The organism is Streptomyces purpureus, assembly GCF_014648195.1.
Lineage (GTDB): Bacteria > Actinomycetota > Actinomycetes > Streptomycetales > Streptomycetaceae > Streptomyces > Streptomyces purpureus.
This window is the reverse complement of record NZ_BMQQ01000013.1, coordinates 168,788-190,525: the sequence shown is the minus strand read 5'-3', so window position 1 is coordinate 190,525 and position 21,738 is coordinate 168,788. Positions and strand designations below refer to the sequence as shown.

The following is a 21,738-nucleotide window of genomic DNA, read 5'->3' as shown; positions in this document are numbered from 1 at the left end:
CGGCTACGCCCGGGTCCAGCCGTTGGCGAAGTCGCATTGGAGGTCCGTCCAGCGGCGAAGCTCGGCGGGGGCGTAAGCGGGGTGGTCGTGGAGGTGGGTCAGGGCGTTGACCCACTGGTCCCAGAGGCCGTCGGGCTGGGTGAAGCGGGAAGTGTGGTGGGTGCCGAGTTGGGCGTCGAGGCGGAGGAGCGCGCCGAGGGCGGCGGGCTGGTCGTACCGGAGGTCGGTGTGGGGGAGGTAGCGGTCGAGGTAGGCGGAGAGGATCTCGGCGTCGGCGTGTGTGCCGAAGCGGGCCAGGGCGAAGCAGTAGGCGCCGCCGGAGTAGCAGACCTCGCTGGCCAGGAGCAGGTCGCCGATGCGTGCTCGGAACCGTTCGCGGCGGTCGATGCCGATCAGCCAGGCGGCGGTGAGGCGCGAGCGCCATTCGTACCCGAGGAGCGCTTCCAGTTCCTCGTCGGTGATCGCGGCGGCGTCATTGAGTATGTGTCGGGTGAAGCGGGCGGTGTGCCACCACCGGGGGCCCAGGAACCGCCCGCCGTTCAGTACGAGGTAGCGCGGGAGGCCGCCGTACATCCTCGTCACGTAGCTCTCGACCACATGGCCGTAGCCAACTTCCTCGGGGTGCTGGGATGGAATGGGTCACCTTTCCGGGTAGAGGTCGGTACGGTCGATCCAGGTGGGGGCAACGAAGATGTTGTCGCCGGCGGGGGCTTCGGAGGCTTCCAGCAGGGACCAGGTGCGGGACTCCTCGACCAGGTGCTCCCAGGGCGCGGTCCAGTCGAGTTCCCAGTCCATGGCGGGGCCGGAGACGCCGTATGTGCCGCCGGCGTCCACTCGCCGGAACTGGGAGTAGAGGATCACCTGGGCGTGGTCGGCCAGGTCGTTGATGACCTCGGTGAAGTGGGCTGAAGGCCAGCCGGGGGCGTTGTCCGCAGTGGTGGGTCGTAGGCGCGCGGTGAGCGGCGGGACGACAGGGGTGCGTGCGCCGAGTTCGGTCAGGGCCCAGCGGATGCCGCCCGGCTCGGTCCAGTTCGGTGGGGTCGCCCGTTCCAGGCAGGCGCGATAGGCGCGGCGCAGGGGCCCGATGGCGCCGTCGATTTCCAGGCTCGCCAGGGCCATGGCCGCCCATTCGCGGATGGTCGGGTTGTCGCTGTCCAGCAGGCCGATGAGAGCGGGGCCGCAACGGGGATCGCCCACCTCCTCGAAGACCTCGATGGCGGTCAGCTGGCCGAAGCCGCCGAGGGAGGGCAGGCCGTTGATGACGGCGGGGATGGCGTCGGCGCCGATCCAGATCAGCTCCGCGCGGGCGTCGTAGGACTCGTCGGCCTTGCCGTCGAGCTGCTGGACGAGAGTCTCGATGTGGGAGGTCATGACGCGGAGAGGTCCCGGCGCCAGAAAGTGGGCAGCCACCAGCAGAGCACCGAGCGGTCGTCGGGCCACGGGGCGCGGTCCTCGGCCGCCCAGTCCTCGAAGGAGTCGCGCGTCAGCTCGATGGGGCGCCAGGTGGGGGCGAGCGGCTCGTCCTCGGTCGGCGGGCGGACAAACCGGCGGCCGTGCTCGTCGCAGGCGCCGAAGTCCTGGTAGTTGCGCTGGGCCTCGATTAGAGAGACCTTGTTCGCGCCGCCGGCCATGGTCGGCCAGCGGGACTGGACCCCGTCGTCCTCCCAGAAGCAGACGGGGCAGATCTCGTACGAGCCGGGCATCGCGTACAGCACGCGGTGCCCGCAGCAGGGACAGGGGTAGCGGTCGCTCACCTGGGCAGTCTCCTTGCCGGTTCCGCCGGTGCGCCATGGATTTCTCGGCCTCCGCCCGCCCGGCCAGTCCGCAGGACACCCGTAAACGGCCGTCGGGAGCCAACGCCTGCCAACCGGGAAATCCCAGGTCAGGGGCCTGGAGGGGGCTCCGCCGCAGGTCAGGATCAGTCCGCAGGCATTCCGCTTCAACGTGTAGCGGGCGGCCTACCACCACATCGCTGATCTGGTAAAACATGCAGTTCAGGAGGGGTTCGACTCTCTGGAGTCGGGCCCCTTGGTTTTCCCCGCGCTGGGATGGTGCTGGGATGGCTGACCTCTCGTCACCCGTCATCACCCCTGCTCATCCCTACCGTGCTGGGATCGCGCCGCCCGCTCGCATCCACTACCGCACGGTCGAGGGGAAGCGCGGCTCCAAGTACCGTCAGCTCAAAGACATTCGCTTGGACGATGACGGATGGCACGAAGCTCACTCCGGAGCCATAGAGCCATTCCGTCCGACCACGGGGACCGGCTGGGGAGAGTGCCCGCAACTGAGCGACCTCTTCCCATGGGGAAGCCTCGGCATTACGGCCAACCGCTCGTGGGTGAACGGTCCGGCCGAGGACATTCTCCAGCGACGGTGAGCCCATCTTGTTCTCTCAGCGGGACCGGGCTAAGAAGGCCGAGTTACTCAAGGAGACCCGCGACCGCATGCTCGAGAAGAAGTTGGCGCCGCTGCCTGGTAGCCCTGAGCATGAGACGGCGATTGGCCAGGAGACGGCGTTGCGGCCTGGATTGATCCGGATCGGCATGCGTAGCTTTGACCGTCATGGGCTCGTCGCGGACAACCGGGTCATCGACTTTCCGCGCCCAGAACTCTGGGAGTCGCTCCAACCGAGTCAACTGTTCCTTAACCAGCAGTCCTCGCACGAGATCGACTCGGGACCGGCGGTCGTCGCCACAGCGCTGCTGCCGGACACCCATCACTTCAATGGGCGGGGCGGCAAGGTCATGCCAATCCTGCACCCCGACGGAACGCCCAATGTCCCCCCGGGACTACTCGCCCACCTCACAACCGAGTTGGGGATTCCTCGTGTGACCGTGCACGACCTGGCGGCTTACGTGGTGGCGGTGACAGGGCATTCCAAGTTCACCAAGCAGTTCACAGAGGAACTACTCACGCCTGGTGTGCGGTTGCCGCTCACTCGCACCCGCAGTTGTGGAACTAGGCCGTCCGGCTCGGCTCCGAGGTGCTCTGGGCGTCGACGTACGGCGAGCGCTACGTCGCACCCGAGGACGGCCGGCCTGAAGCAGACGTGTGCTATCCCCAGGAGGATCCACGCCGTGTCCGGTCCGCCAGGACACTCATATCGACCAGACGCGCCGACAGCAGCTCCACCTGAGCTGCGTAGTGCGCCGCCGCGCCGAGTGGCGTGAGGGAAAGGCTGCCACCCTCGGCTGCCACCATCCCTCTCCACTTGAGCGACCGGACATCGTCCTGAATCTGCTCGCCGTCGAGCCCTCGCACGGCTGCGGGAGTTGCGTCTTGGTCGGAGTACGGCATGTCGGCCAAGGCGAGATGGCGCAGGAGCCGGCATTCTGAGGCAGAAAGGGACAGATTCACGAAGCAGTTGTAGCAGATGGTGGGATGCTCTCTGTGTGAAGGAAAGTTCCGCAAAGCGCGAGGGTCCGGCTTGACGCCCCGAACGCTTGGTGCCGGGGCTGTCAGGCTGCGATCCTCCGCGCCTTCATCGCTCACGGCCTCTTGGGCCACGGCGATCTGGGCTTTCCCATGCGCGAGTACGGCTCACCGCAGCAGAGGTCGTGCCCGTTGTTGCCCCCGCCTGCCCAGGTGGAGCGAACTGAGGCCGGCAACGACGTCCCCGATCTGATCTTCTTGGACGTCCGCTGCATCGTGAGGGTGGGTAGGGGAGGTTCGACGCGGAATGACTCGACCCGTACGCCCTCGGACATGAGCGAGACGTTTGAACTGGAGCTGAACGATCCAACTGGTGATCGATCCCTCCCCCTGGTCGACGCATCCCGGCATGCTGATGTCGTTTCCGAGCGTAGATTGATATCATTCATGGGTCGTCGGGCTGCGGAGGGATAACTGATGGCCAGGACCGTGATCGATCTGGACGAGGAGATCGTCGAGCAGGCAATGCGTGTGTACGGCGTGAAGACGAAGGCCGCCGCAGTGCGGGCGGCCATGGAGGAAGGGGTGAGGCTGCGGCTGCGCCGCGAGCTGTTCGATGCCATAGACGATGGTGAGTTCGAGGACGTGTTCGCGGAGATCCGCTCGCAGACGGGGCCGCGGAATCCGGACGGCTCGCTGAAGCGGGAAGGCGGGGCCTCGGCGGCGTGAAGGGGCGCTACCTCATCGACAAGTCCGCTTTGGCCCGCCGGGGCAAACCGGCGGTGCGGGCGCGGCTGGATGCACTGGACCGCGAAGGGCTCCTAGCGGTGTGCGCCCCGACCGAGTACGAGGTTCTGTACTCGGCGCGCGGAAAGCCCGAGGCGCTGCGGCTGCGGACCCTGCTCCGTGGGTTCGACTACCTGCCCTGCAATGACGAAGAGTTCGATCGGGCGCTCGAGATCCAGGCCCTGGCCCTGAGCGCTGGCTTTCACCGGGCGCTGTCGCTGGCCGACGTCCTCATCGCGGCAGTCGCCGAGCGGCATCGGGCTACGGTCCTGCACTACGACGGCGACTTCGACATGATCGCTTCGGTGAGCGGCCTGCAAGCCGAATGGGTCGTGGGGCCCGGCACCGCCGACTGAGCCGGGAAGGTGCCTGCCGTGCCAGGGTGTGCCATGGCGGGTGAGGGCAGGGGCCTGCTCGGTCAGGGCTTCGAGTATCCATGCACCGGCGTCCGCAGCTGTTGGGTAGCGTTGTCCGCATCCAATTTTTTGTCCTTTCTTGAAAGTCCCGTGCTGGGACGGTGCTGGGACGCGCCCGCATACCCGCAGGTCAAAGCCTTGTCGTGGAGTTCCGCTTCAACGTGTAGAAGCGTCCGTGCAGAGAAGGGGTCGGCTCCTGTGGGAGTCGGCCTCTTCTGCTTTCAGCTGTCCCGCACCGGAGGCCCCAGATCCCGTGCTTGGCCGGCTGTCACTCCTCGTCCGGGATCGCCCGGGCGCCGTCACGGCCAGGCATACGGGCGAAGGCCGGATTGGTGGAGATCGCCGAAGACTCCATGCGGTCGGCCTCGTCGGAGGCGCCGTCGGCGCGCAGTGTCCGGATCAGGTCGTGCAGGACCGCCGCCTCGTTCCACTCGTACGCGCCGGCCTGGTAGATGGCCAGGGCCGCCTCAAGGTCGCCGCGTGCGTCGCTCAGCTCGCCCAGTTCGCGGTGGGCGACACCACGCAGGTGTCTGGCCATCGCTTCCGCGTAGGCGTCGCCGGCGCGCCGTGTCACGTCGACCGCCTCGGTGAGGGGTGCGAGCGCCTGGTCCGGGCTGCCCTGGCGCAGGTGCAGCCAGCCGACGTCGCGCTGCGTGTGGGCATGCCACATTTCGTTTCCGAGCTGCCGGAACCGATCCAGGGCCGCGTGTGCTGAGCCCCAGGCGTCGTCGAAGCGTTCCATTCCGGCGTACACGCGGATCCGTGCGTTGTCGATGCGGCCCACCCACAGCTGCTGGCCGATGGGGCCGAAGATGTCCTCGGCCTTGTCGTAGGCCTCCAGGGCGTCCTGGCGGCGGGCGAGCAGCCGGTAGATCTTGCCGAGGGCGTAGAGGCTCGCGCCTTCCCAGACCCTGTCGTTCAGGAACGTGACGTGGGGTGGTCGCGGCGCGAGAGGCCGAGGACCCCGCGGTTACGTCGGGCCTCGACCAGGGAGCCCTTGTTCGCCCCGCGGGCCGTGGCCGGCCGGCGGAACGGGCCCCCGTCGTCGTCCCGGAAACGGACGGGGCAGCTCTCGTGCCGGCAGCAAGGGCAGGGGTACGGCGGCTCACCTGCGCAGTCTCATCGACGGGCTGGGCCGGGCGCCATGCATTTCCGGACCTGAGGAAGCTGTCCCTGTCCGGCACATGTTGACCCTCAACTCGGTCTGCCAGTAGTTCGGTGCGCCGGGCAGGTCAGGGGCGGGTGGCCCGCCGGCGCGTGCCGCATCGGTGCGCTGGCATACTCCAGACGGACTGATCTTGATGGAGGGGGCAGACCATTGAAGCTTGCGGAGGCGCTGGCGCTGCGGGCGGACGCGGCGCGGCGGGTTGAGCAGTTGCGCGCCCGGGTGGTCGGGAACGCGCGGTACCAGGAGGGTGAGGCGCCGGCGGAGGATGCGGCGAGTCTGCTGGGGGATGCCGGTGCTGCGCTGGACGAGCTCGAGGCGTTGATCCGGCGCATCAATCGGACCAACGCGCAGGCGGTGATCGCCGGGGGCGGCACCCTCACGGACGCGCTGGCGCGGAGGGACGTGCTGCGGTTGCGGCACGCCGTGATCACGTCGGCCGCCGACGCCGCGGCCGGCCGTGACAAGCACGGGTCGGCCCGCCAGCTGCGGTCCGAGCTGAAGATGCTCTCGGCGCTTCCGGTCGCGGAGCTGCGTGCGCAGGCGGATGTCCTGGCCCGGGAGCTCCGCGAGGTCGACGTACTGATCCAGCGGTCCAACTGGGAGGTCGATCTGCTGGACTGAGCGGTGCTCGATGTGGAGCAGGTAGTCGTCGCGGAGGCGTGCACAAGCCGTGGGCCGGCGGTCAATCCGGCCCCTCCTGGTGCGTGGAGAGCAGCGCGGGGGTTCGATTCCCCGAATCACGGAGCAGCTCAGCACAGCGCACAGGTGACGGTGCACAGCGCACAATTCATCACCATGTGCAGATCCGGGACGGTGAGGGCGGGATCGGGGATTTCCACATCGCACGCTCAGCCACTCCGCCGAGACGGCGGGGTGGCTCAGCCTTTGCGGGGCGGCGTCAGCCTGTGGTGACTGGTCAGGCCTCCTCCGGGACAAGGCCCAGTTGGCCGAGGAAGTCCAGTTGGTCAAAGTAGAGGCGGTAGCTGACGATCTTGCCATCGGAGTCGATGGTGGCCGCGTCGCAGCTCCGCACCCGGACGTCCTTGTGGGTCGGCGGGAGCGTCTCCCCGGTGGGGAGCTGGAGCGAGGCGGTGTTCCGGCCGTTGAAGAAGCCCTCGTCGATCGCCGTGTCGCCGGTTTCGTAGCTGTACACCGACTCGTACGTCGCGCCCGGGAACGCCTCGACCATCTGCTGGTAGTACTCGACGACCTTCTCGCGTCCCTCGATCTCACCGGCGTCCGGGGTGACCGCGACCACGTTCTCGGCGAAGACCTCCCTGAAGGCCTCCGGCTTGCCGCCTGTCGTCACCGCCTCGGTGAGCCGGTCCATGGCTTCGCGTGCCTGGCCCATGATCCACCTCCTGGGGGTGGAGCGGTGTGGGTGTGTTTACCCCCATTTTCCCACCTCGGCGCTTACGCGCCCAGCGTGAGCAGCGCCGCGATCGCCGGGCCGAAGGCGCCGCCGAGCTGGTAGAAGAGGTTGAACAGGCCGATCGCCGTGGGGCGTTCGGTGTCGTCGGCGGCGCGGATCGCGTGGACGCCGAGGGTCGCCTGGCCCGCCGTCGTGGCGAAGACCGCGAGGGTGGCGACCGGCAGCAGGAGCACCGCCCAGGGCGTGAACAGCGCGGTCAGCGGGGCGAGGGCGGCGGTGACCAGCAGGATCGTCAGAACCTTGCCGTAGCCCAGCCGCGCCGAGACCGCGGCGAACGCCATCGACAGCACCGAGCCGGCCAGCAGGGCCACCAGCTGGCCCGTACCGATCGTGGACGTCGACCAGTCGGTGCGGTCGCGCAGCAGCTGCGGGATGGTGAAGAGCAGGGTGAAGTACGAGGTCGCTACGGCGCACGCCAGCAGCGTGGAGAGGACGAACCTGCGGTCGCGCAGCAGCTTGGCCGGTACGAACCCGGTCGGCCGGCGGCGTACGTGCAGGGTGAGCAGGGCGGCCGTGACCAGCGTGGCCAGGACCGCGGGCAGCGGGAAGCGGGGGATCAGCACCACGGAGGTCGCCGTCAGGATCAGCAGTGCGGCGCCGCGGCCGTCGAAGGCGGGGCCGGAGGCCGGGGCTGTGCGGGCGGACTGGGCGAGCCGGAGGACCGCCGGTACGGCCAGGACCGACAGCGCGGAGACCGCCATCGACGCCCGCCAGGACACGGAGTCCGCGATCAGGGAGCCGAGCAGAGGGCCGACCGCGCCGAGGACGCCGAACCCGGCCGTGATCACTCCCATCCGGCGCACCGAACCGGCCAGGCTCATCGCCGCCGTGACCAGACCCGCCCCGCCCGCGGCCTGGGCCACCCGGCCCGCCATGGCGAGGGGGAGGGAAGGCGCGAACGCCACGATCAGGGTGCCGAGGAGGACGAGCCCGGCGTTGAGGTGGAGCGTCGTGCGCAGGCCGCGGTGGCGCAGCAGAGCCGCCATCAGCGGGGTGCCGGTCGCCATCGCCCAAGCGAAGGCCGTGACGAGCCAGGTCGCCGACGCTGTGGTGATCCCGAGCGACGACGCCATGTCGGGGAGGATCAGGACGGGGCTGTTGGCGCTCGCCGCGACCGGGGTGGCCAGCAGGGCGAGCCAGAGGGCAGGGACCTGGCGGGAGTGCGGCGCGGGGGCGGTGGTCGCCGTACGTGACGTGGCCGGGCCGTGTGCCGTTCGGGCCGGGTGGGCCGGGTGGGCCGGGTGGGCCGGGTGGGCCGTGTGGGTCATGAGGGGCTCCAGGGGAGGGATGTGGGACGTCTGTGTACCAAGCTCCTCAGGCTTGATAATCTCAACGTTGAGATAAAAGCAGCCGCCTCCTCTCAACGTCAAGTGTCTTAACGTTGAGAAGGTGCGGATTGAGAAAGCTTGCGTTGAAAGGAGTGGGCGATGCCGGACGCAATCGACACGATCGTCGGTCAGTGGAGCAAAGAACGTCCCGATCTCGCGGACGCCCTCTGGCCGGTCCAGCTGCTGGGGCGCGCCCAGCGCCTGGCTCGTTTCGCCGACAAGTCGGCCAAGGAGATCGCGGCCAAACACGGCGTGGAGCACGGCGAGTTCGACGTGCTCTCCACGCTCCAGCGCTCCGGTCCGCCGTACACCCTCACGGCCGGCGCGCTCCTGAAGGCGGCCATGGTCACCTCGGGCGCGATCACCAACCGCATCGACCGTATGGAGGCGAAGGGCCTGGTCGAGCGGGTCCGGGACGGTGAGGACCGTCGTACGGTGCAGATCCGCCTCACCTCGCAGGGCCATGAGGTGATGAGCCATATCATCAGCGACCACCTGGCGAACTACGCCCGGCTCCTCGCCGACGTGGACCGCGAGACGTGCACCCGCACCGCCGACGGCCTCCGTGCGGTCCTCGAAGCGCTCGGCGACGCCTCACTCCGCTGAGGGGTGCGACGGCCCGTCAGCCCCTGCCCCTAGAGCCTGGCCCCAGCCAGTCCCGTCTTCGCGCCTGCCCCGCACAGCGGCACCACCGCCGTGCCGGGCCCCCGCGTCTCGCGTACCGCCGCCCAGCACGCCACCCCCGTCGACTCCACGAACAGGCCCCGCCGCGCCAGATCCAGCTGCGCGGCCCTGATCGCCTCCTCCGTCACCGTCAGGAAGGTGCCGCCCGTGTCCCGTACGGCCCGCAGGATCTGGCGGGCCCGTGCCGGGTTCGGGATCGCGATCCCTTCGGCGAGGGTCGGGGCCACGGCCGCTGGGCTGCCCGTCAGGTCGTCCGCGCCCGCCCGGAAGGCCCGCGCCAGCGGGGACACCGCCTCCGCCTGGACGGTGACAAGGCGCGGCTTGGCGTCGATCAGCCCGTGCCCGTACAGCTCGCTGACGGCGAGCCAGGCGCCCAGCAGCAGCGTCCCGTTGCCGACCGGGACGACGATGTCGTCCGGAAGCCGTCCGCCCAGGTCCTCCCAGAGCTCGTACACGTACGTCTTCGTGCCGTGCAGGAAGTACGGGTTGTGGACGTGCGACGCGTAGAAGGCGCCCGGCTCGTCGGCGGCCGCGCGGGCGGCGAGCGCGGTGGCCTCGCGGTCCCCGGCGACGACGACCAACTCGGCCCCGTGCGCCCGGATCTGCTCCAGCTTCTTCGGGGACGTGCCCTGGGGGACGTATACGACGCAGGTCAGGCCGGCACGTGCGCAGTACGCCGCGACGGCCGTACCGGCGTTGCCGCTGCTGTCGGTGACGACCAGGCGCGGGGCGAGCCGGCGGGCCAGCTCCGCGAGTTGGACGGCCCCTCTGTCCTTGAAGGAGAGCGTCGGCATGAGGAAGTCGAGTTTGGCCGAAATCGTGTCGGTGAGCGGTACGAGGGGGGTCCGGCCCTCGCCGAGGGTGGCGTACGGGTCCGAGAGCGGCAGTGCCTCCGCGTAACGCCACAGTGAATTGACCCGCCCCGCAAGGGAGTCGAGCGGCACCGGAGCGGCATGAAAGTCCAGGTCCCAGGGGCCTTGACAGCGCGGGCAGCGCCACAGCATGGCCTCTACCGGAGCCTCGGCCTCACATTGTGGACACGCGAACATCGCCATGGGCGCCAGCATGGCAGTTGTGTGGCACACGCGTTACGTGCTTTCCCGGGCCCTTGTGTGATTCCTATGGATCCGTCAATCTTTCGCTGACAGCCGGACAAGGGAAACGTCGTGTACACCCCCGCGATGATTGTCATGTCCCTGCTCACCCCCACAGCAGCGCACCACCAATGAGGAGGACCCCTCACATGTCAGTGATGCGTGAATCGCGGCGCAGACTCGCAGCCGCCAGCGCCATAGCCGTCGCCGCCCTGGCGCTCGGCACCGCATCCGCGTTCCCGGCCGCCGCGGCGGACGCGGCCCCGCAAGGCGTGATTCAGAACGCGGGTGCCCCGGGCACCATCGCGGGCAGCTACATCGTCACCCTCGACGACTCCGCCGACGCGGAGTCGAAGGCGGGCCGGGCGATCGCCGCCAAGCACGGCGCCACGATCAAGAAGACCTTCACGTCGGCCATCAACGGCTACTCCGTCCAGGTCTCCGAGGCGCAGGCGAAGAAGCTCGCGGCCGACCCAGCCGTCGAGTCCGTCGTACAGAACCGTGTCTTCAAGATCAGCGGCACCCAGCCGTCCCCGCCGTCCTGGGGCTTGGACCGGGTCGACCAGCGGGCCCTCCCGCTGAACCAGAGCTACACCTACCCCGACACCGCCGGTGAGGGCGTGACGGCGTACATCATCGACACCGGTGTCCGCATCACCCACAACGACTTCGGTGGCCGCGCCTCCTACGGCTACGACGCCATCGACAACGACAACACCGCGCAGGACGGCCACGGCCACGGCACCCACGTCGCCGGCACCGTCGCCGGGTCCTCCTACGGTGTCGCCAAGAAGGCCAAGATCGTCGGCGTCCGGGTCCTCAACAACTCCGGCTCGGGCACCACCGAGCAGGTCGTCGCCGGCATCGACTGGGTCACCCGGAACGCCGTGAAGCCGGCCGTCGCCAACATGAGCCTCGGCGGCGGTGTGGACTCCGTCCTCGACCAGGCCGTACGCAACTCGATCGCCTCCGGTGTCACATACGCCATCGCCGCCGGCAACGACGGCGCCAACGCGTCCAACACCTCCCCCGCCCGCGTCGCCGAGGCCATCACGGTCGGCTCCACCACCAGCAGCGACGCCCGCTCCAGCTTCTCCAACTACGGCAGCATCCTCGACATCTTCGCGCCGGGCTCCTCCATCACCTCGGCCTGGAACAACAGCGACACCGCCACCAGCACCATCTCCGGTACGTCCATGGCGACCCCGCACGTCGCGGGCGCGGCCGCGCTGTACCTCTCGGACAACCGCACGGCGACGCCGGCCCAGGTGGCCACCGCCCTGACCACCGCCGCCACGCCCAACGTCGTCGGCAACCCCGGCTCCGGCTCCCCGAACCGTCTTCTGTACGTCGGTGACGGCGGCACCACCCCGCCCCCCGGCAAGAAGTTCGAGAACACCGCCGACTACGCGATCAACGACTACGCGACCGTCGACTCCCCGATCGCCGTCAGCGGTGTCGCCGGTAACGCCCCGGCCACGCTGAGCGTCTCCGTCGACATCAAGCACACGTACATCGGCGACCTCAGGGTCGACCTCGTCGCCCCCGACGGCACGCTCTACAACCTGCACAACCGCTCGGGCGGCAGCGCGGACAACATCATCAAGACGGTCTCCGTGAACGCCTCCTCCGAGGTCGCCAACGGCACCTGGAAGCTGCGCGTGAACGACAACGCGCGCCTCGACACCGGCAAGATCGACGCGTGGTCGCTGACGTTCTGACAGCGACAGCACCCGCGCGCGTGAACCTGAGTGAGTAGGCACTCCTGAGGGAGTGTGAACGGAAGGGGCGGCCGCCACCGACGGCCGCCCCTTACCTCGTACGGGCTCATCGCTCAGCGCCCGCCGAGGCCCCGGTCCACCGCCGTGATCAGTTCGCCGTCCGGGGTGTCCCCGTCCAGCGACCAGAACATCGCGCCGCCCAGTCCCAGCGCGCGTACGTACGCCGACTTCGTGCGCAGCACCTGCGGGTCGTCGTACGTCCACAGGGTCGTGCCGTCGAAGAGCCACGCGTGGCCGTTCGCGCGGTCCCGGTGGAGCGTGTACGTCCCCGAGTCCGCGAGCTTCTTCAGGGCCTTGTAGTCCTCGTAGCCCGCCGCCCAGGTGGCCGGGGCCGGGCCCGTCGCCGGGTGGCCGAGGCCGGTGCCTCCGCCCGTGACGCCGGTCCAGCCTGGGCCGTAGAACGGCATGCCCACGACCAGCTTGCGGGCGGGCGCCCCGCGGCGCAGCCAGTCGCGGACGGTCTGGTGGACGCTGAAGTCGTTCTTGGCGAAGAGCGCCGACTGCTGGGCCGTGGTCTTCTCGCCGGAGACGTGGAAGTCGTAGCCCTGGAGGTTCACGAAGTCGAAGTCCCGCATGATCGTGGGGACTTCGAAGCCCGCGTCGATCTTCGCGGGGGAGGCCGGCACGAACGCGGTCAGTTCGTAGTGCTTGCGCTGCGGCAGGGAGCGCCCGTACGCGTCGAGCTGGGTCCGGAACTCCCGTACGAGCGCGGTGAAGTTCCGCTTGTCCTCCGGCCGGTACGTGGTGTCCGTGTCGCCCTCCGAGCCGGGCCACTCCCAGTCGAGGTCGATGCCGTCGAAGAGTCCGGCGGCGGCGCCGGTCCCGCCGCGGGCGCCGTCCACGGGGAGGTCGCCCTTGATGTAGAGGTCGATGCAGGAGGAGACGAAGGCCTTGCGGGAGGCGGGGGTGCGGGCCGCGTCCGAGAAGTGGGTCGACCAGCTCCAACCGCCGAGCGAGATCAGGACCTTGAGCCGGGGATGTTTGGCCTTGAGCTCCTTCAGCTGGTTGAAGTTGCCCGCGAGGCGCTGGTCGGCGGTGTCGGGGACGCCGTCGACGGAGCCGGCCGCGTCGAGCGGGCGCGCGTAGTCGGCCCAGGCGTCGGCCTCGCCAGGAACGTTGCCCGTGAAGCACCTGCCGTCGGCGTTCACATTGCCGAAGGCGTAGTTGACATGGCTCAGCTTGGCCGCCGTGCCGCTGGTGTCCAAGTCCTTGACCTGGAAGTTCCGTCCGTAGACACCCCACTGGGTGAAGTAGCCGACGCGCTTGAAGGTGCGGCTGTGCGAGCCGGTGTCCTCGCGGTGGCCGTTCGTCGCCGTGGCGGACGGGGCGAGCCCGGCGAGGAGGGCGAGGGAGCTGACGCCGACGGCCAGCGCGGAGAGGGTTCTGCGACGCATGGGGCTCATTCCTGAACGAGTGTCGGAAGGTTCCATGGGCATGTACGGGACACGTACGGCACAGGAAGGTATTGGTCTGGACCATTGAGGTCAAGGGGTCGGCCGCTCTGCTGTCGCGGTCCGTGGCGGTACTCGCGGTAAGTCCCTGGTTGGGCGCCAACTCATCACTTCGGGTGAAACTTTGGCCCACGCTTGCTTCGCGCAACCGTGGGTTGCCAGGCTGTAGCTGTCTGTCAACCTGAGGGGAGTGTCCTGTGACATTCGGTGAGCAGCCCGCCTATCTGCGCGTTGCAAGCGATCTCCGGCAGAAGATCGTCAACGGCTCGCTGCCGCCGCACACCCGGCTCCCCTCGCAGGCCCGTATCCGCGAGGAGTACGGCGTCTCGGACACCGTCGCCCTGGAAGCGCGCAAGGTGCTCATGGCGGAGGGGTTGGTCGAGGGCCGCTCGGGGTCGGGGACGTACGTACGGGAGCGGCCGGTGCCGCGCCGCATCTCCCGCTCCGGGTACCGCCCGCCGGGCGGTGCCAACCCCTTCCGGCAGGAGCAGGCGGAGGAGGGGGCTCGCGGCACCTGGGAGTCGGGTAGCGAGCAGGAGAACGCCGGCGCGGCCGTGGCCGCCCGGCTCGGCATCCCGCCGGGGGAGCGCGTGATGCGCACGCGCTACGTCTTCCGGGACGCGGGGGAGCCGATGATGCTCTCCACTTCCTGGGAGCCGCTGTCGGTGACGGGGCGGACACCCGTGATGCTGCCCGAGGAGGGGCCCCTGGGGGGCTGCGGGGTCGTCGAGCGGATGGCGGCCATCGACGTGGTCGTGGACAACGTCGTCGAGGAGGTCGGCGCCCGCCCGGGGCTCGCCGAGGAGCTGCTGGCGCTCGGCGGCGTGCCCGGCCATGTGGTGATGGTCGTGGAGCGTACGTACTTCGCGTCCGGGCGGGCCGTGGAGACCGCGGACGTGGTCGTGCTGGCCGACCGCTTCCGGATCGCGTACCACCTGCCGGTGCGGTAGCCGAGGGGGCGGACCTGCCTCTCCGCCCGCCGGGTCGGGACGTGAAACTGGGCCGGCCGGTGTGCCGCGTGGGCGGCGGCGTGTGCGCGCTGCCTCGCGGCCCCCGGATCCAGCCCGCGCACCGGCCCTTCACTCCCGGCCCGATCTGTTCGCTCTGCTGGTCCCTGGACACCCCGTGGGGTGACGTAGCGCGGGGCGCCCTTTCCGCTGCCTGTGAGGCCGGGTATGAGGGCGGTCGCCGGCGGCCTCGCGCCCCGGCGCGCGCCCCCGCTCTGCGCCGCTTCTTGGCCATCTCCGTACCTCTTTGTGAAAACACGTATCCGCTGTGTAAAGGTCAGGCGTAAGCTCAGGCATATGCGCAGTGCGGTTTCCTGGGGATCCTGGGCGAGGACGAGCGGGCCGGCGAAGGGCGGGGCGTGATGAACGACAGTGGCGCTGTACTTCCCTGGCTGGTCATACGGCAGGACGACAACGGCAATCGCTATCGCGTCGGCAGATACGCGACCAAGGACGAGGCGCAGAAGATCGCGGACAGTCTCGACGCGCGCGGGCACCGGCAGCTCTACTGGGTCGAGCGCATCGGGCAGCCCGCGCACTGACCCCGCGGCCCGCGCGCCGGGCCGCGGGTTACGCTCCGGCCCATGACCGTACGTGTGGTGGTGGCCGGAGCCGTGTACGACCAGGGGCGGCTGCTGGCCGCGCGCCGCAGCGCCCCTCCCGAGCTGGCCGGCCGCTGGGAGCTGCCCGGCGGAAAGCTGGAGCCCGGCGAGAGCCCTCAGCAGGCGCTCGTACGCGAACTGCGCGAAGAGCTCGGCGTGGAGACCGAGCCCGGGGAGCGGATCCCCGGCGAGTGGCCCCTGAAGCCGGGCCTCGTCCTTCAGGTCTGGACTGCCCGGGTGGTCTCCGGCGAGCCCCGGCCCCTCCAGGACCACGACGAGCTGCGCTGGCTGACCCGGCATGAGCTCGACACCGTCGACTGGCTGGACCAGGACCGGCCCGCCGTGGCCGAGGCAGGCCGGCGTCTGCCGGACGGAGTGCGCGGCTGACGCTGTACGCCGTTCGTGCCACAGTGCGCCCATGGGCGGGATAGCAGGCCATGAATATCGGGTATGTGCTGATTAACCCCCCGAAATAGGGCGTGGTCTCCTGCTGGTCTGGGATGTGATCGGCGTGGTCTACACCGACGGCGAGTACGCCGAGTGGACCTTCCCGGCTGAACCCGACGCAGTCCGCACCGCACGCCACGTCGTCCGGGACACCTTGCGCAGCTGGGATCTGGACCCCGCGATCGGCGATGTGACGGTCCTGCTGGTCAGCGAACTGGTGACCAACTCCCTGCGCTACGCCTCCGGACCGATCGGCGTCCGAGTGGTCCGCGTCACCGCGGACGGAACCACCCCTGCCCTCCACCCCGCCCTCCTGGTCGAGGTCTCCGATCCGCTTCCGGATCCGCCCTCCGAACGCACCGCCGGACCGGACGACGAAGGGGGGCGCGGACTCCAGCTCGTGGCCTGCACCGCCCGGCGCTGGGGGACCCGCAAGGGCAGGACGGGGAAGACGGTGTGGTTCGAGCTGGCTCTGCCTGGTTAGAAGTGAGAAGGGACAACGATCACGGGGGAACTCCTTGGGGGCTCACTGAGACTCGGCTCAAAATGAACGAGACCAGCCTGTGATCGTGAACGTCGTGCCGTCGGGGGCCGTAGTACTGAATACTGCGGGCATGGCCGGTCCGGTGCGGTGAGCTGGAGGGGACGGTCGCGTGAGCGAGATACCTGAGACGGCGAGCGGCGTCATGTGGCAGAGCAGCCCGCCTGGCTCGATTTATGACTACATCAAAGTCGCCTCCTTCTCGATCGGGCCCGACGGCCTGGTCGACCAGTGGAGCAGGCGTGCCGCCGAACTGTTCGGCATCCCCGCCGCCGAGGTCCGCGGCAAGGACCCGGTCGAGGCCTTCCTCCCGGGTGACCTGCGGCCGCGTGGCCACCGCAAGGTCGCGGAGATCCTCGACGGCAAGGAGTGGACCGGCCTCGTCCCCTTCCGGATACCGGGGGAGAACCGGGCACACGGCCTCGCCGAGGTGTACGTGATGCCCAGCGAGACGGAGGCCGGCGCCCGCGCCGCGCTCTGCATCGTCGTCGACGTCCGCACCCTGCGCCGGATCGAGACGGATCTGGCCGCCTCGCAGGCCATGTTCGGCCAATCGCCCTTCGGCTTTCTCCTCTTCGGTACCGACCTCACGGTCAAGCGGGCCAACCAGCGCTTCGCCACCGTCTTCGGCGGCACCGCCGACGACCACCGCGGCCGTACCGTCCACGACTATCTCTCCCGGCCCGAGGCCGAGCGGATGACCGTGGCCCTGCGCAAGGTCCTGGAGACCGGCGAGTCCGTCACCGACCTCCAGCTCGTCGGGGCGCCCCCCGGTTCCACCGACCGCCGCCACTGGTCCATCAACCTCTACCGCGTCCACAGCGGCACCGGCCGGCCCATCGGCGTCGCCGGACTCGGCACCGACGTCACCCGCCGCGACAACGCCGCCCGCGAGGCCGCCAGCGCCCGCCGCAACCTCGCCCTCCTCAACGAGGCCAGCGCCCGCATCGGCAACTCCCTCGACCTGGAGACCACCGCCCGCGAACTCCTCGACGTCGCCGTGCCCGGCTTCTGCGACCTCGCCTCCGTCGACCTCTACCAAGGCCTGCTCACCGGCGACGAGGCCCCGCCCGGCCGAGGGAGCTCCGCCGGGCTCGGCGGCAGCGCCGAGCTGCGCCGGGTCGGCTTCGCCAGCGCCGTCGCCGACGCCCCGCTGATGAACCCCGGGGCCGCCCCCGGCTGCTGCGAGGACGGGCCCGTCGCCCTCGGAGCCGTACACCGCTATCCGTTCAACTCGCCCTGTGCGAGCGCCCTGCGCACGGGGCGCGTACAGGCCCTGCCCGCCGCCGAGGGCAGCATGATCCAGTCCACCCTCGCCGTGCCGCTGGTCGCCCACGACACCGTCGTCGGACTCGCCCTCTTCTCCCGGACCAAGGGCAGCGAACCCTTCGGGGAACGCGACCGGGCCCTCGCCGTCGAGCTGGCCGCCCGCGCCGCCGTCTGCATCGACAACGCCCGCCTCTACCGCCGCGAGCACGAGCGGGCCCTCATCCTCCAGCGCAGCCTGCTGCCGCCCGGCGACCCGGAGGCCGCCGGCCTCGACATCGCCTGCCGCTATCTGCCCGGCAACACCGCCACCGAGGTCGGCGGCGACTGGTTCGACGTCATCGAGCTGCCCGGCCACCGCACCGCCCTCGTCGTCGGCGACGTCATGGGCCGCGGACTGCGCGCCGCCGTCGCCATGGGCGAACTGCGCACCGCCGTCCGCACCCTCGCCCAGCTGGATCTGGAACCCGCCGAGGTCCTCTCCCACCTCGACGAGATCGCCCGCGGCCTCGGCAGCCCCGGAGCCCAGCACAACGCCCGCGTCCCGGCCAAGGCGCGCGGCCCCGAACTCTCCGAGGTCTACCTCGCGACCTGCGTCTACGCCGTCTACGACCCGGTCACCCGCCGCTGCACCTTCGCCAACGCCGGCCACCTCCCGCCCGTCCTCGTCGAACCCGGCGAGGAAGCCCTGATGCTGGACGTGCCCCCGGGGATGCCGCTCGGGGTCGGCGGCGAACCCTTCGAGGAGGTCGAGGTCGAGCTCCCCGAAGGCGCCCTGCTCGCGCTCTACACCGACGGGCTCGTCGAATCCCGCGACCACCCCCTCGACGAGGGGCTGAACGCCTTCCGCCGCGCCCTCACCGATCACGCCCGGCCCCTGGAGGACGTCTGCGACCGTGTCCTCACCACCCTCGACACCGGGCACGGCGAGGACGACATCGCCCTCCTGATGGCCCGGATCCAGGGTCTGCCCACCGAGGCCGTCGGCGACTGGCGGCTGCCCCGCGAGCCGCGCTCCGTGGGCCGGGCCCGCGAACTGGCCAGGACCCAGCTCACCGCCTGGGGCCTCGACCCGCTGATCGACACCGTCGAGCTGCTGGTCAGCGAGCTCGTCACCAACGCCCTGCGGTACGGCGAGGGCGAGATCCGGCTGAGACTGCTGCGCGACCGCACCCTGGTCTGCGAGGTCTGGGACGCCGGCCTCGTCCAGCCCCGCCGCCGCCGGGCCCGCGACACCGACGAGGGCGGCCGTGGGCTCCAGCTCGTCGGGCTGCTCAGCGCCGGCTGGGGCTCGCGCCGCACCCCCCGCGGCAAGACTGTTTGGTTCGAACTCGGCCTGCCGGACGGGGACGGACCGGCCGGCGAACCGACCGTGGAGCAGCTGCTGAGCATGTTCTGACCGACCGGGCCCCGGCCGGCGGCCCATCCCGCGCGCGGGATCCGCTACGCCGCCTTCAGCGCCGCCAGCCGGGCCTCGATCTCCGCGCGGTCGCCCGCACTGTCCAGCTCCTCGAACTGGGTGTCCAGCGACGAAGCGGCCAGCTCCTGCCGGCCCATCGCCCTGGCCTCCTCGCGCCGCACCTTGTCCTCGAAGCGGCTCAGCTCGCTCGTCGGGTCGAGCACGTCGACGCTCTTCACGGCGTCCATCATCCGGTTCTGTGCCTCGGCGGTCTTCGCCCGCGCCACCAGCTCGTCCCGCTTGGCCTGGAGCTCGGTCAGCTTGGCCTTCATCCGGTCCAGGCCGCTCTTGAGCTTCTCCACGATCTCCGTCTGCGCGGCGATGGTCGGCTCGGCCGTCCGCGCCTCCTTCTCCGACTGGAGCTGGCGGCCCAGCGCCACCTTCGCCAGGTTGTCGAACCGGTCCGCGTCCGCCGTCTGCCCGGTCGCCCGCAGCTCGTCCCCCTTCCGGCTGGCCGCCAGCGCCTTCTCTCCCCACTCCCGCGCCGCGTCCACGTCCTCCTGGTGGTCCTGCTCCAGCAGCCGCAGATTGCCGATCGTCGACGCGACCGCCTGCTCGGCCTCCGTGATGTTGCTGCTGTAGTCGCGGATCAGCTGGTCCAGCATCTTCTGCGGATCCTCCGCCTGATCCAGCAGCGCGTTGATGTTCGCCTTCGCCAGCTGGGCCACGCGGCCGAGGATGGTCTGCTTGGTCATCGCATCTCTCCTTGGATCCGAAAGCCCCCAGAACCCTGAGGAACCTGAGAACCTCCAGTACGCCGACGACACGGGTGACGAGGTCAGAAGCGACCCCCGCCGCCCAGCCGCCCCCTCGTCCCCCCGCCGCCGAAGCTCCCCGGCCCGCCGAACCCGCCGCCGGAACCCCCACCGAAGCCCCCACCGAAACCACCGCCTCCCCTGCCGCCGCCGAACAGTCCGCCGAGGATGATGCCGCCGAGCACCGCACCGCCGAGCCCGCCGCCACCTCCCACTCCTGATACACCGCCCACCGCGTTCGGGTTCCCGTACATGCGCACGTCCTGCTCGGCGAGCTGCTGCGCCTGCCCGGCCAGCGCCCCCGCCTGCTGGGCCAGTGCGAGCGCGGCCTGCGGATCCTCCGCGCCGGCCAGCTCCCGGGCCTCCGTCAGCCGCCGCTGGGCCTCCGCCAGGCGCGTACGGGCCACGCTGCCCACCGCGCCCCGGTGCGTCGTGATGTAGTCCGACGCCGCGCCGATCGCCGAGCGGGCCGTCAGCATCGCCTGGTCGAGCAGCGCCCGAGCCCGACGGGCACCCGACTCGCGCTCCCGCGCGCCGGCCAGCGCCTCGTCCAGCGCCGTGTCCGCCTCCTCCACCCGGCGCAGCGCCTCCAACGGGTCGTACGGCCCCGCGTCGGCCAGCCGGCGCACATCGGCGAGCACCGACCGGGCACGCGCGATCCGCCCCCGCAGATCCGCCGTCGGCACCCCCTGCGGCGTCCCCTCCAGCAGCCCCTGGGCGTCGGCGAGATCGGCCTCCGTCTCGGACAGCGCGCCCGGCAGCTTCCCGACCGCCTCCGCCAGCTCCTGGCCCCGCCGGTCGACCGCCTCCGCGAGCCGACCCGCCTGGTCGAGGGCGCCCTCGGCGGCCCGTACGTGCACCGCCGCCACGCCGTTGTCACCCGAGTCCACAGCCGCCCGGGCCTGTTCGAGATTGGTGCGCGCGAACAGCATGCGGTCCTTGGACTGCTCCACGTCGCCCGCCACCGGCGAAGCCGCCGACTCGACGTACCGCTCACGCAGCGCCGTCAGCACCGCCTCCGCCGTCGCGACCTTGCCCGTCAGCTCATGGAACGCCGTCTCGGCCGCGGCCAGCGCCTGCGGGGCGTTGCGCTCCAGATCCCGCAGCCGGTCGAAGTCCGCCGCCTCGGCGTCCAGCCGCTCGTTCACCGCCGCGCACCGCGTGATGATCTCCTCCAGCATTCCGCGCCGGGTCGCGTCGTCCTCGGGGAACGCGTCGTCCAGCTGCTGACGCAACCGGAACGACGCCGTCAGCTCGCCCTTGGCGAACCGCACCGCCTCCTGGAACGGCGCCACCGCCTGGTCGCCGAACTGCGCCGTCGCGAACCCCAGCTCCTCCTGGCTGGTGCGCACCGCGTCGTCCGTCTCGACCAGCGCTTGGCGCGCCTGGGCGTCCAGCTCCGCCAGGGACGGAGGCGCCGGCTGTCGCGGCGGCCCCCAGCCCTGCCCGCCCTGCGGGGTGGTGCGGGTGGTGCTCCGCCTGCGCCGCCTGGTGTAGGCGTACGCGGCGGCAGCCACGGCTGCGCCGACCACGACGACGGGAAGGATCAGGTCCGAGGCCCAGGCGCCGTCGCCCGCGCCACCGGGATCGGCGGGCCCCGGGGTGATGGCGGGCGCCGGGACGGGCCGGCCGGCCAGGACGGCGGCGAAGCCGTCCGCGGCGCCGATCGCCGCGCCCGCCCAGTCGTTCTGCCGCAGCGCGGGCTCGATCGCCTCGCGCGCCACGTCGTCGAGCTGCGCCTGGGTCAGCCGGGAGGCGGGATCCGCCGAGTAGGCGTACTGCCGGTCGTGGGTGGCGACGGCCAGCAGCACGTCGTCGGCGCCCAGGCCGCTCAGCGTCGCCGTCTCGTCCGCCCAGCTCTGCGGAGCGCGCCCGGAGAAGTCCCGTACGTACGCGACGAAGAGCTGCACGCGCCGCTCGTCGTAGAGCCGGTCGAGGGCCTGGTCCACCGCCTGCGCGCGGTCGCCGAGCGCCCCGACCCGGTCCGTGACCTGCCCTTGGGTGGACAGCGGGCCGGGCTCGTCGGCACCGGTGCCCGGCACGGCGGGCACGACCAGCCACCACGCCGCCACCAGCACACAGAGCAGGGCCCGGGTGGCTCTTCGCGTCACATTTCGGAGGTTATGCCGGGGGCTGGGCCTCCGCGACC

At 70.7% G+C, this 21,738-nt stretch carries 21 protein-coding genes and 1 pseudogene; 11 read left to right on the top strand and 11 right to left on the bottom strand.

The genetic code is table 11. The features are described 5' to 3' along the window. Positions 1-3 precede the first annotated feature (3 nt). From IEZ01_RS18640 to IEZ01_RS18630, 3 genes are read right to left on the bottom strand one after another with little or no spacing between them, the layout of a single operon-like run. Entirely contained in the window at positions 4-636 is a 633-nt protein-coding gene (locus tag IEZ01_RS18640; protein ID WP_028797925.1) for a DUF6000 family protein, read from the bottom strand. 3 nt (positions 637-639) lie between these two features. Beyond that, the gene (locus IEZ01_RS18635) at positions 640-1,371 is read right to left on the bottom strand and encodes a HEAT repeat domain-containing protein (RefSeq protein WP_019889145.1); all 732 of its coding nucleotides are present in this window, start codon (positions 1,369-1,371) and stop codon (positions 640-642) included. Next, a complete protein-coding gene (locus tag IEZ01_RS18630) occupies positions 1,368-1,754 on the bottom strand; it encodes a CPCC family cysteine-rich protein (protein WP_019889146.1) in 387 nt (128 codons plus the stop codon). Before IEZ01_RS18630 ends, IEZ01_RS18635 begins: the two co-directional genes overlap by 4 nt. Before the next feature lie 690 nt (positions 1,755-2,444). Here IEZ01_RS18630 and IEZ01_RS35035 point away from each other — a divergent pair. The 3 genes from IEZ01_RS35035 to IEZ01_RS18615 all read left to right on the top strand — a co-directional run bounded on the left by IEZ01_RS35035 (position 2,445) and on the right by IEZ01_RS18615 (position 4,514). Beyond that, positions 2,445-3,170 (top strand): type ISP restriction/modification enzyme, encoded by a 726-nt coding sequence (locus IEZ01_RS35035; RefSeq protein ID WP_229833050.1) that lies wholly within the window; start codon positions 2,445-2,447, stop codon positions 3,168-3,170. Between the two features lie 679 nt (positions 3,171-3,849). Further along, on the top strand, positions 3,850-4,101 hold the full coding sequence (locus IEZ01_RS18620) for a type II toxin-antitoxin system VapB family antitoxin (RefSeq protein WP_019889147.1): 252 nt from the start codon (positions 3,850-3,852) through the stop codon (positions 4,099-4,101). Next, the gene (locus IEZ01_RS18615) at positions 4,098-4,514 is read left to right on the top strand and encodes a PIN domain nuclease (protein WP_019889150.1); all 417 of its coding nucleotides are present in this window, start codon (positions 4,098-4,100) and stop codon (positions 4,512-4,514) included. Before IEZ01_RS18620 ends, IEZ01_RS18615 begins: the two co-directional genes overlap by 4 nt. Before the next feature lie 328 nt (positions 4,515-4,842). Here the strand turns inward: IEZ01_RS18615 and IEZ01_RS18610 are convergent, their stop codons facing one another. Both IEZ01_RS18610 and IEZ01_RS18605 read right to left on the bottom strand, forming a co-directional pair. Next, positions 4,843-5,358: a tetratricopeptide repeat protein gene (locus IEZ01_RS18610; protein WP_019889151.1), complete on the bottom strand. Its 516-nt coding sequence runs from the start codon at positions 5,356-5,358 to the stop codon at positions 4,843-4,845. 134 nt (positions 5,359-5,492) lie between these two features. Continuing rightward, positions 5,493-5,660 (bottom strand): annotated as a pseudogene (locus tag IEZ01_RS18605) (CPCC family cysteine-rich protein); the annotation flags it as partial. Between the two features lie 232 nt (positions 5,661-5,892). Here IEZ01_RS18605 and IEZ01_RS18600 point away from each other — a divergent pair. Then, positions 5,893-6,363, top strand: coding sequence for a DIP1984 family protein (locus IEZ01_RS18600; RefSeq protein WP_019889152.1), 471 nt, complete (start codon positions 5,893-5,895; stop codon positions 6,361-6,363). Positions 6,364-6,658: 295 nt separating this feature from the next. On the opposite strand, the gene IEZ01_RS18595 is transcribed toward IEZ01_RS18600, so the two are convergent. Together IEZ01_RS18595 and IEZ01_RS18590 are read right to left on the bottom strand one after the other, a co-directional pair. Then, positions 6,659-7,093 (bottom strand): ester cyclase, encoded by a 435-nt coding sequence (locus IEZ01_RS18595; RefSeq protein ID WP_019889153.1) that lies wholly within the window; start codon positions 7,091-7,093, stop codon positions 6,659-6,661. 62 nt (positions 7,094-7,155) lie between these two features. After that, positions 7,156-8,442, bottom strand: a complete 1,287-nt coding sequence (locus tag IEZ01_RS18590) for an MFS transporter (RefSeq protein WP_189202657.1) — start codon at positions 8,440-8,442, stop codon at positions 7,156-7,158. Between the two features lie 159 nt (positions 8,443-8,601). Here IEZ01_RS18590 and IEZ01_RS18585 point away from each other — a divergent pair, with 159 nt between their 5' ends. Next, on the top strand, positions 8,602-9,108 hold the full coding sequence (locus IEZ01_RS18585; protein ID WP_019889155.1) for a MarR family winged helix-turn-helix transcriptional regulator: 507 nt from the start codon (positions 8,602-8,604) through the stop codon (positions 9,106-9,108). 29 nt (positions 9,109-9,137) lie between these two features. Here IEZ01_RS18585 and IEZ01_RS18580 read toward each other — a convergent pair whose 3' ends face one another. Next, entirely contained in the window at positions 9,138-10,241 is a 1,104-nt protein-coding gene (locus IEZ01_RS18580) for a threonine synthase (protein ID WP_028797926.1), read from the bottom strand. A gap of 188 nt (positions 10,242-10,429) precedes the next feature. Here IEZ01_RS18580 and IEZ01_RS18575 point away from each other — a divergent pair, with 188 nt between their 5' ends. Further along, positions 10,430-12,001, top strand: a complete 1,572-nt coding sequence (locus IEZ01_RS18575; protein WP_028797927.1) for a S8 family peptidase — start codon at positions 10,430-10,432, stop codon at positions 11,999-12,001. A gap of 113 nt (positions 12,002-12,114) precedes the next feature. Here the strand turns inward: IEZ01_RS18575 and IEZ01_RS18570 are convergent, their stop codons facing one another. After that, positions 12,115-13,455 carry a glycoside hydrolase family 18 protein gene (locus IEZ01_RS18570; RefSeq protein WP_189202655.1) on the bottom strand — a complete coding sequence of 447 codons (1,341 nt, stop codon included), beginning with the start codon at positions 13,453-13,455 and terminating at the stop codon, positions 12,115-12,117. Positions 13,456-13,709: 254 nt separating this feature from the next. On the opposite strand from IEZ01_RS18570, the gene IEZ01_RS18565 reads away from it, so the two are divergent. From IEZ01_RS18565 to IEZ01_RS18545, 5 genes are all read left to right on the top strand, one after another. Beyond that, complete coding sequence (locus IEZ01_RS18565; RefSeq protein ID WP_019889159.1) at positions 13,710-14,462, top strand: GntR family transcriptional regulator; 753 nt, start codon at positions 13,710-13,712, stop codon at positions 14,460-14,462. Between the two features lie 419 nt (positions 14,463-14,881). Next, the gene (locus tag IEZ01_RS18560) at positions 14,882-15,061 is read left to right on the top strand and encodes an SPOR domain-containing protein (protein ID WP_019889160.1); all 180 of its coding nucleotides are present in this window, start codon (positions 14,882-14,884) and stop codon (positions 15,059-15,061) included. Between the two features lie 42 nt (positions 15,062-15,103). Next, positions 15,104-15,508 carry a (deoxy)nucleoside triphosphate pyrophosphohydrolase gene (locus IEZ01_RS18555; protein WP_028797928.1) on the top strand — a complete coding sequence of 135 codons (405 nt, stop codon included), beginning with the start codon at positions 15,104-15,106 and terminating at the stop codon, positions 15,506-15,508. A gap of 115 nt (positions 15,509-15,623) precedes the next feature. Then, entirely contained in the window at positions 15,624-16,052 is a 429-nt protein-coding gene (locus tag IEZ01_RS18550; protein ID WP_019889163.1) for an ATP-binding protein, read from the top strand. Positions 16,053-16,254: 202 nt separating this feature from the next. Further along, positions 16,255-18,774 carry a SpoIIE family protein phosphatase gene (locus tag IEZ01_RS18545; protein WP_078513559.1) on the top strand — a complete coding sequence of 840 codons (2,520 nt, stop codon included), beginning with the start codon at positions 16,255-16,257 and terminating at the stop codon, positions 18,772-18,774. A gap of 44 nt (positions 18,775-18,818) precedes the next feature. Here the strand turns inward: IEZ01_RS18545 and IEZ01_RS18540 are convergent, their stop codons facing one another. Both IEZ01_RS18540 and IEZ01_RS18535 read right to left on the bottom strand, forming a co-directional pair. Beyond that, the gene (locus tag IEZ01_RS18540; RefSeq protein WP_019889167.1) at positions 18,819-19,529 is read right to left on the bottom strand and encodes a PspA/IM30 family protein; all 711 of its coding nucleotides are present in this window, start codon (positions 19,527-19,529) and stop codon (positions 18,819-18,821) included. Between the two features lie 83 nt (positions 19,530-19,612). Next, the gene (locus tag IEZ01_RS18535) at positions 19,613-21,700 is read right to left on the bottom strand and encodes a TPM domain-containing protein (protein WP_028797929.1); all 2,088 of its coding nucleotides are present in this window, start codon (positions 21,698-21,700) and stop codon (positions 19,613-19,615) included. Positions 21,701-21,738 lie beyond the last annotated feature (38 nt).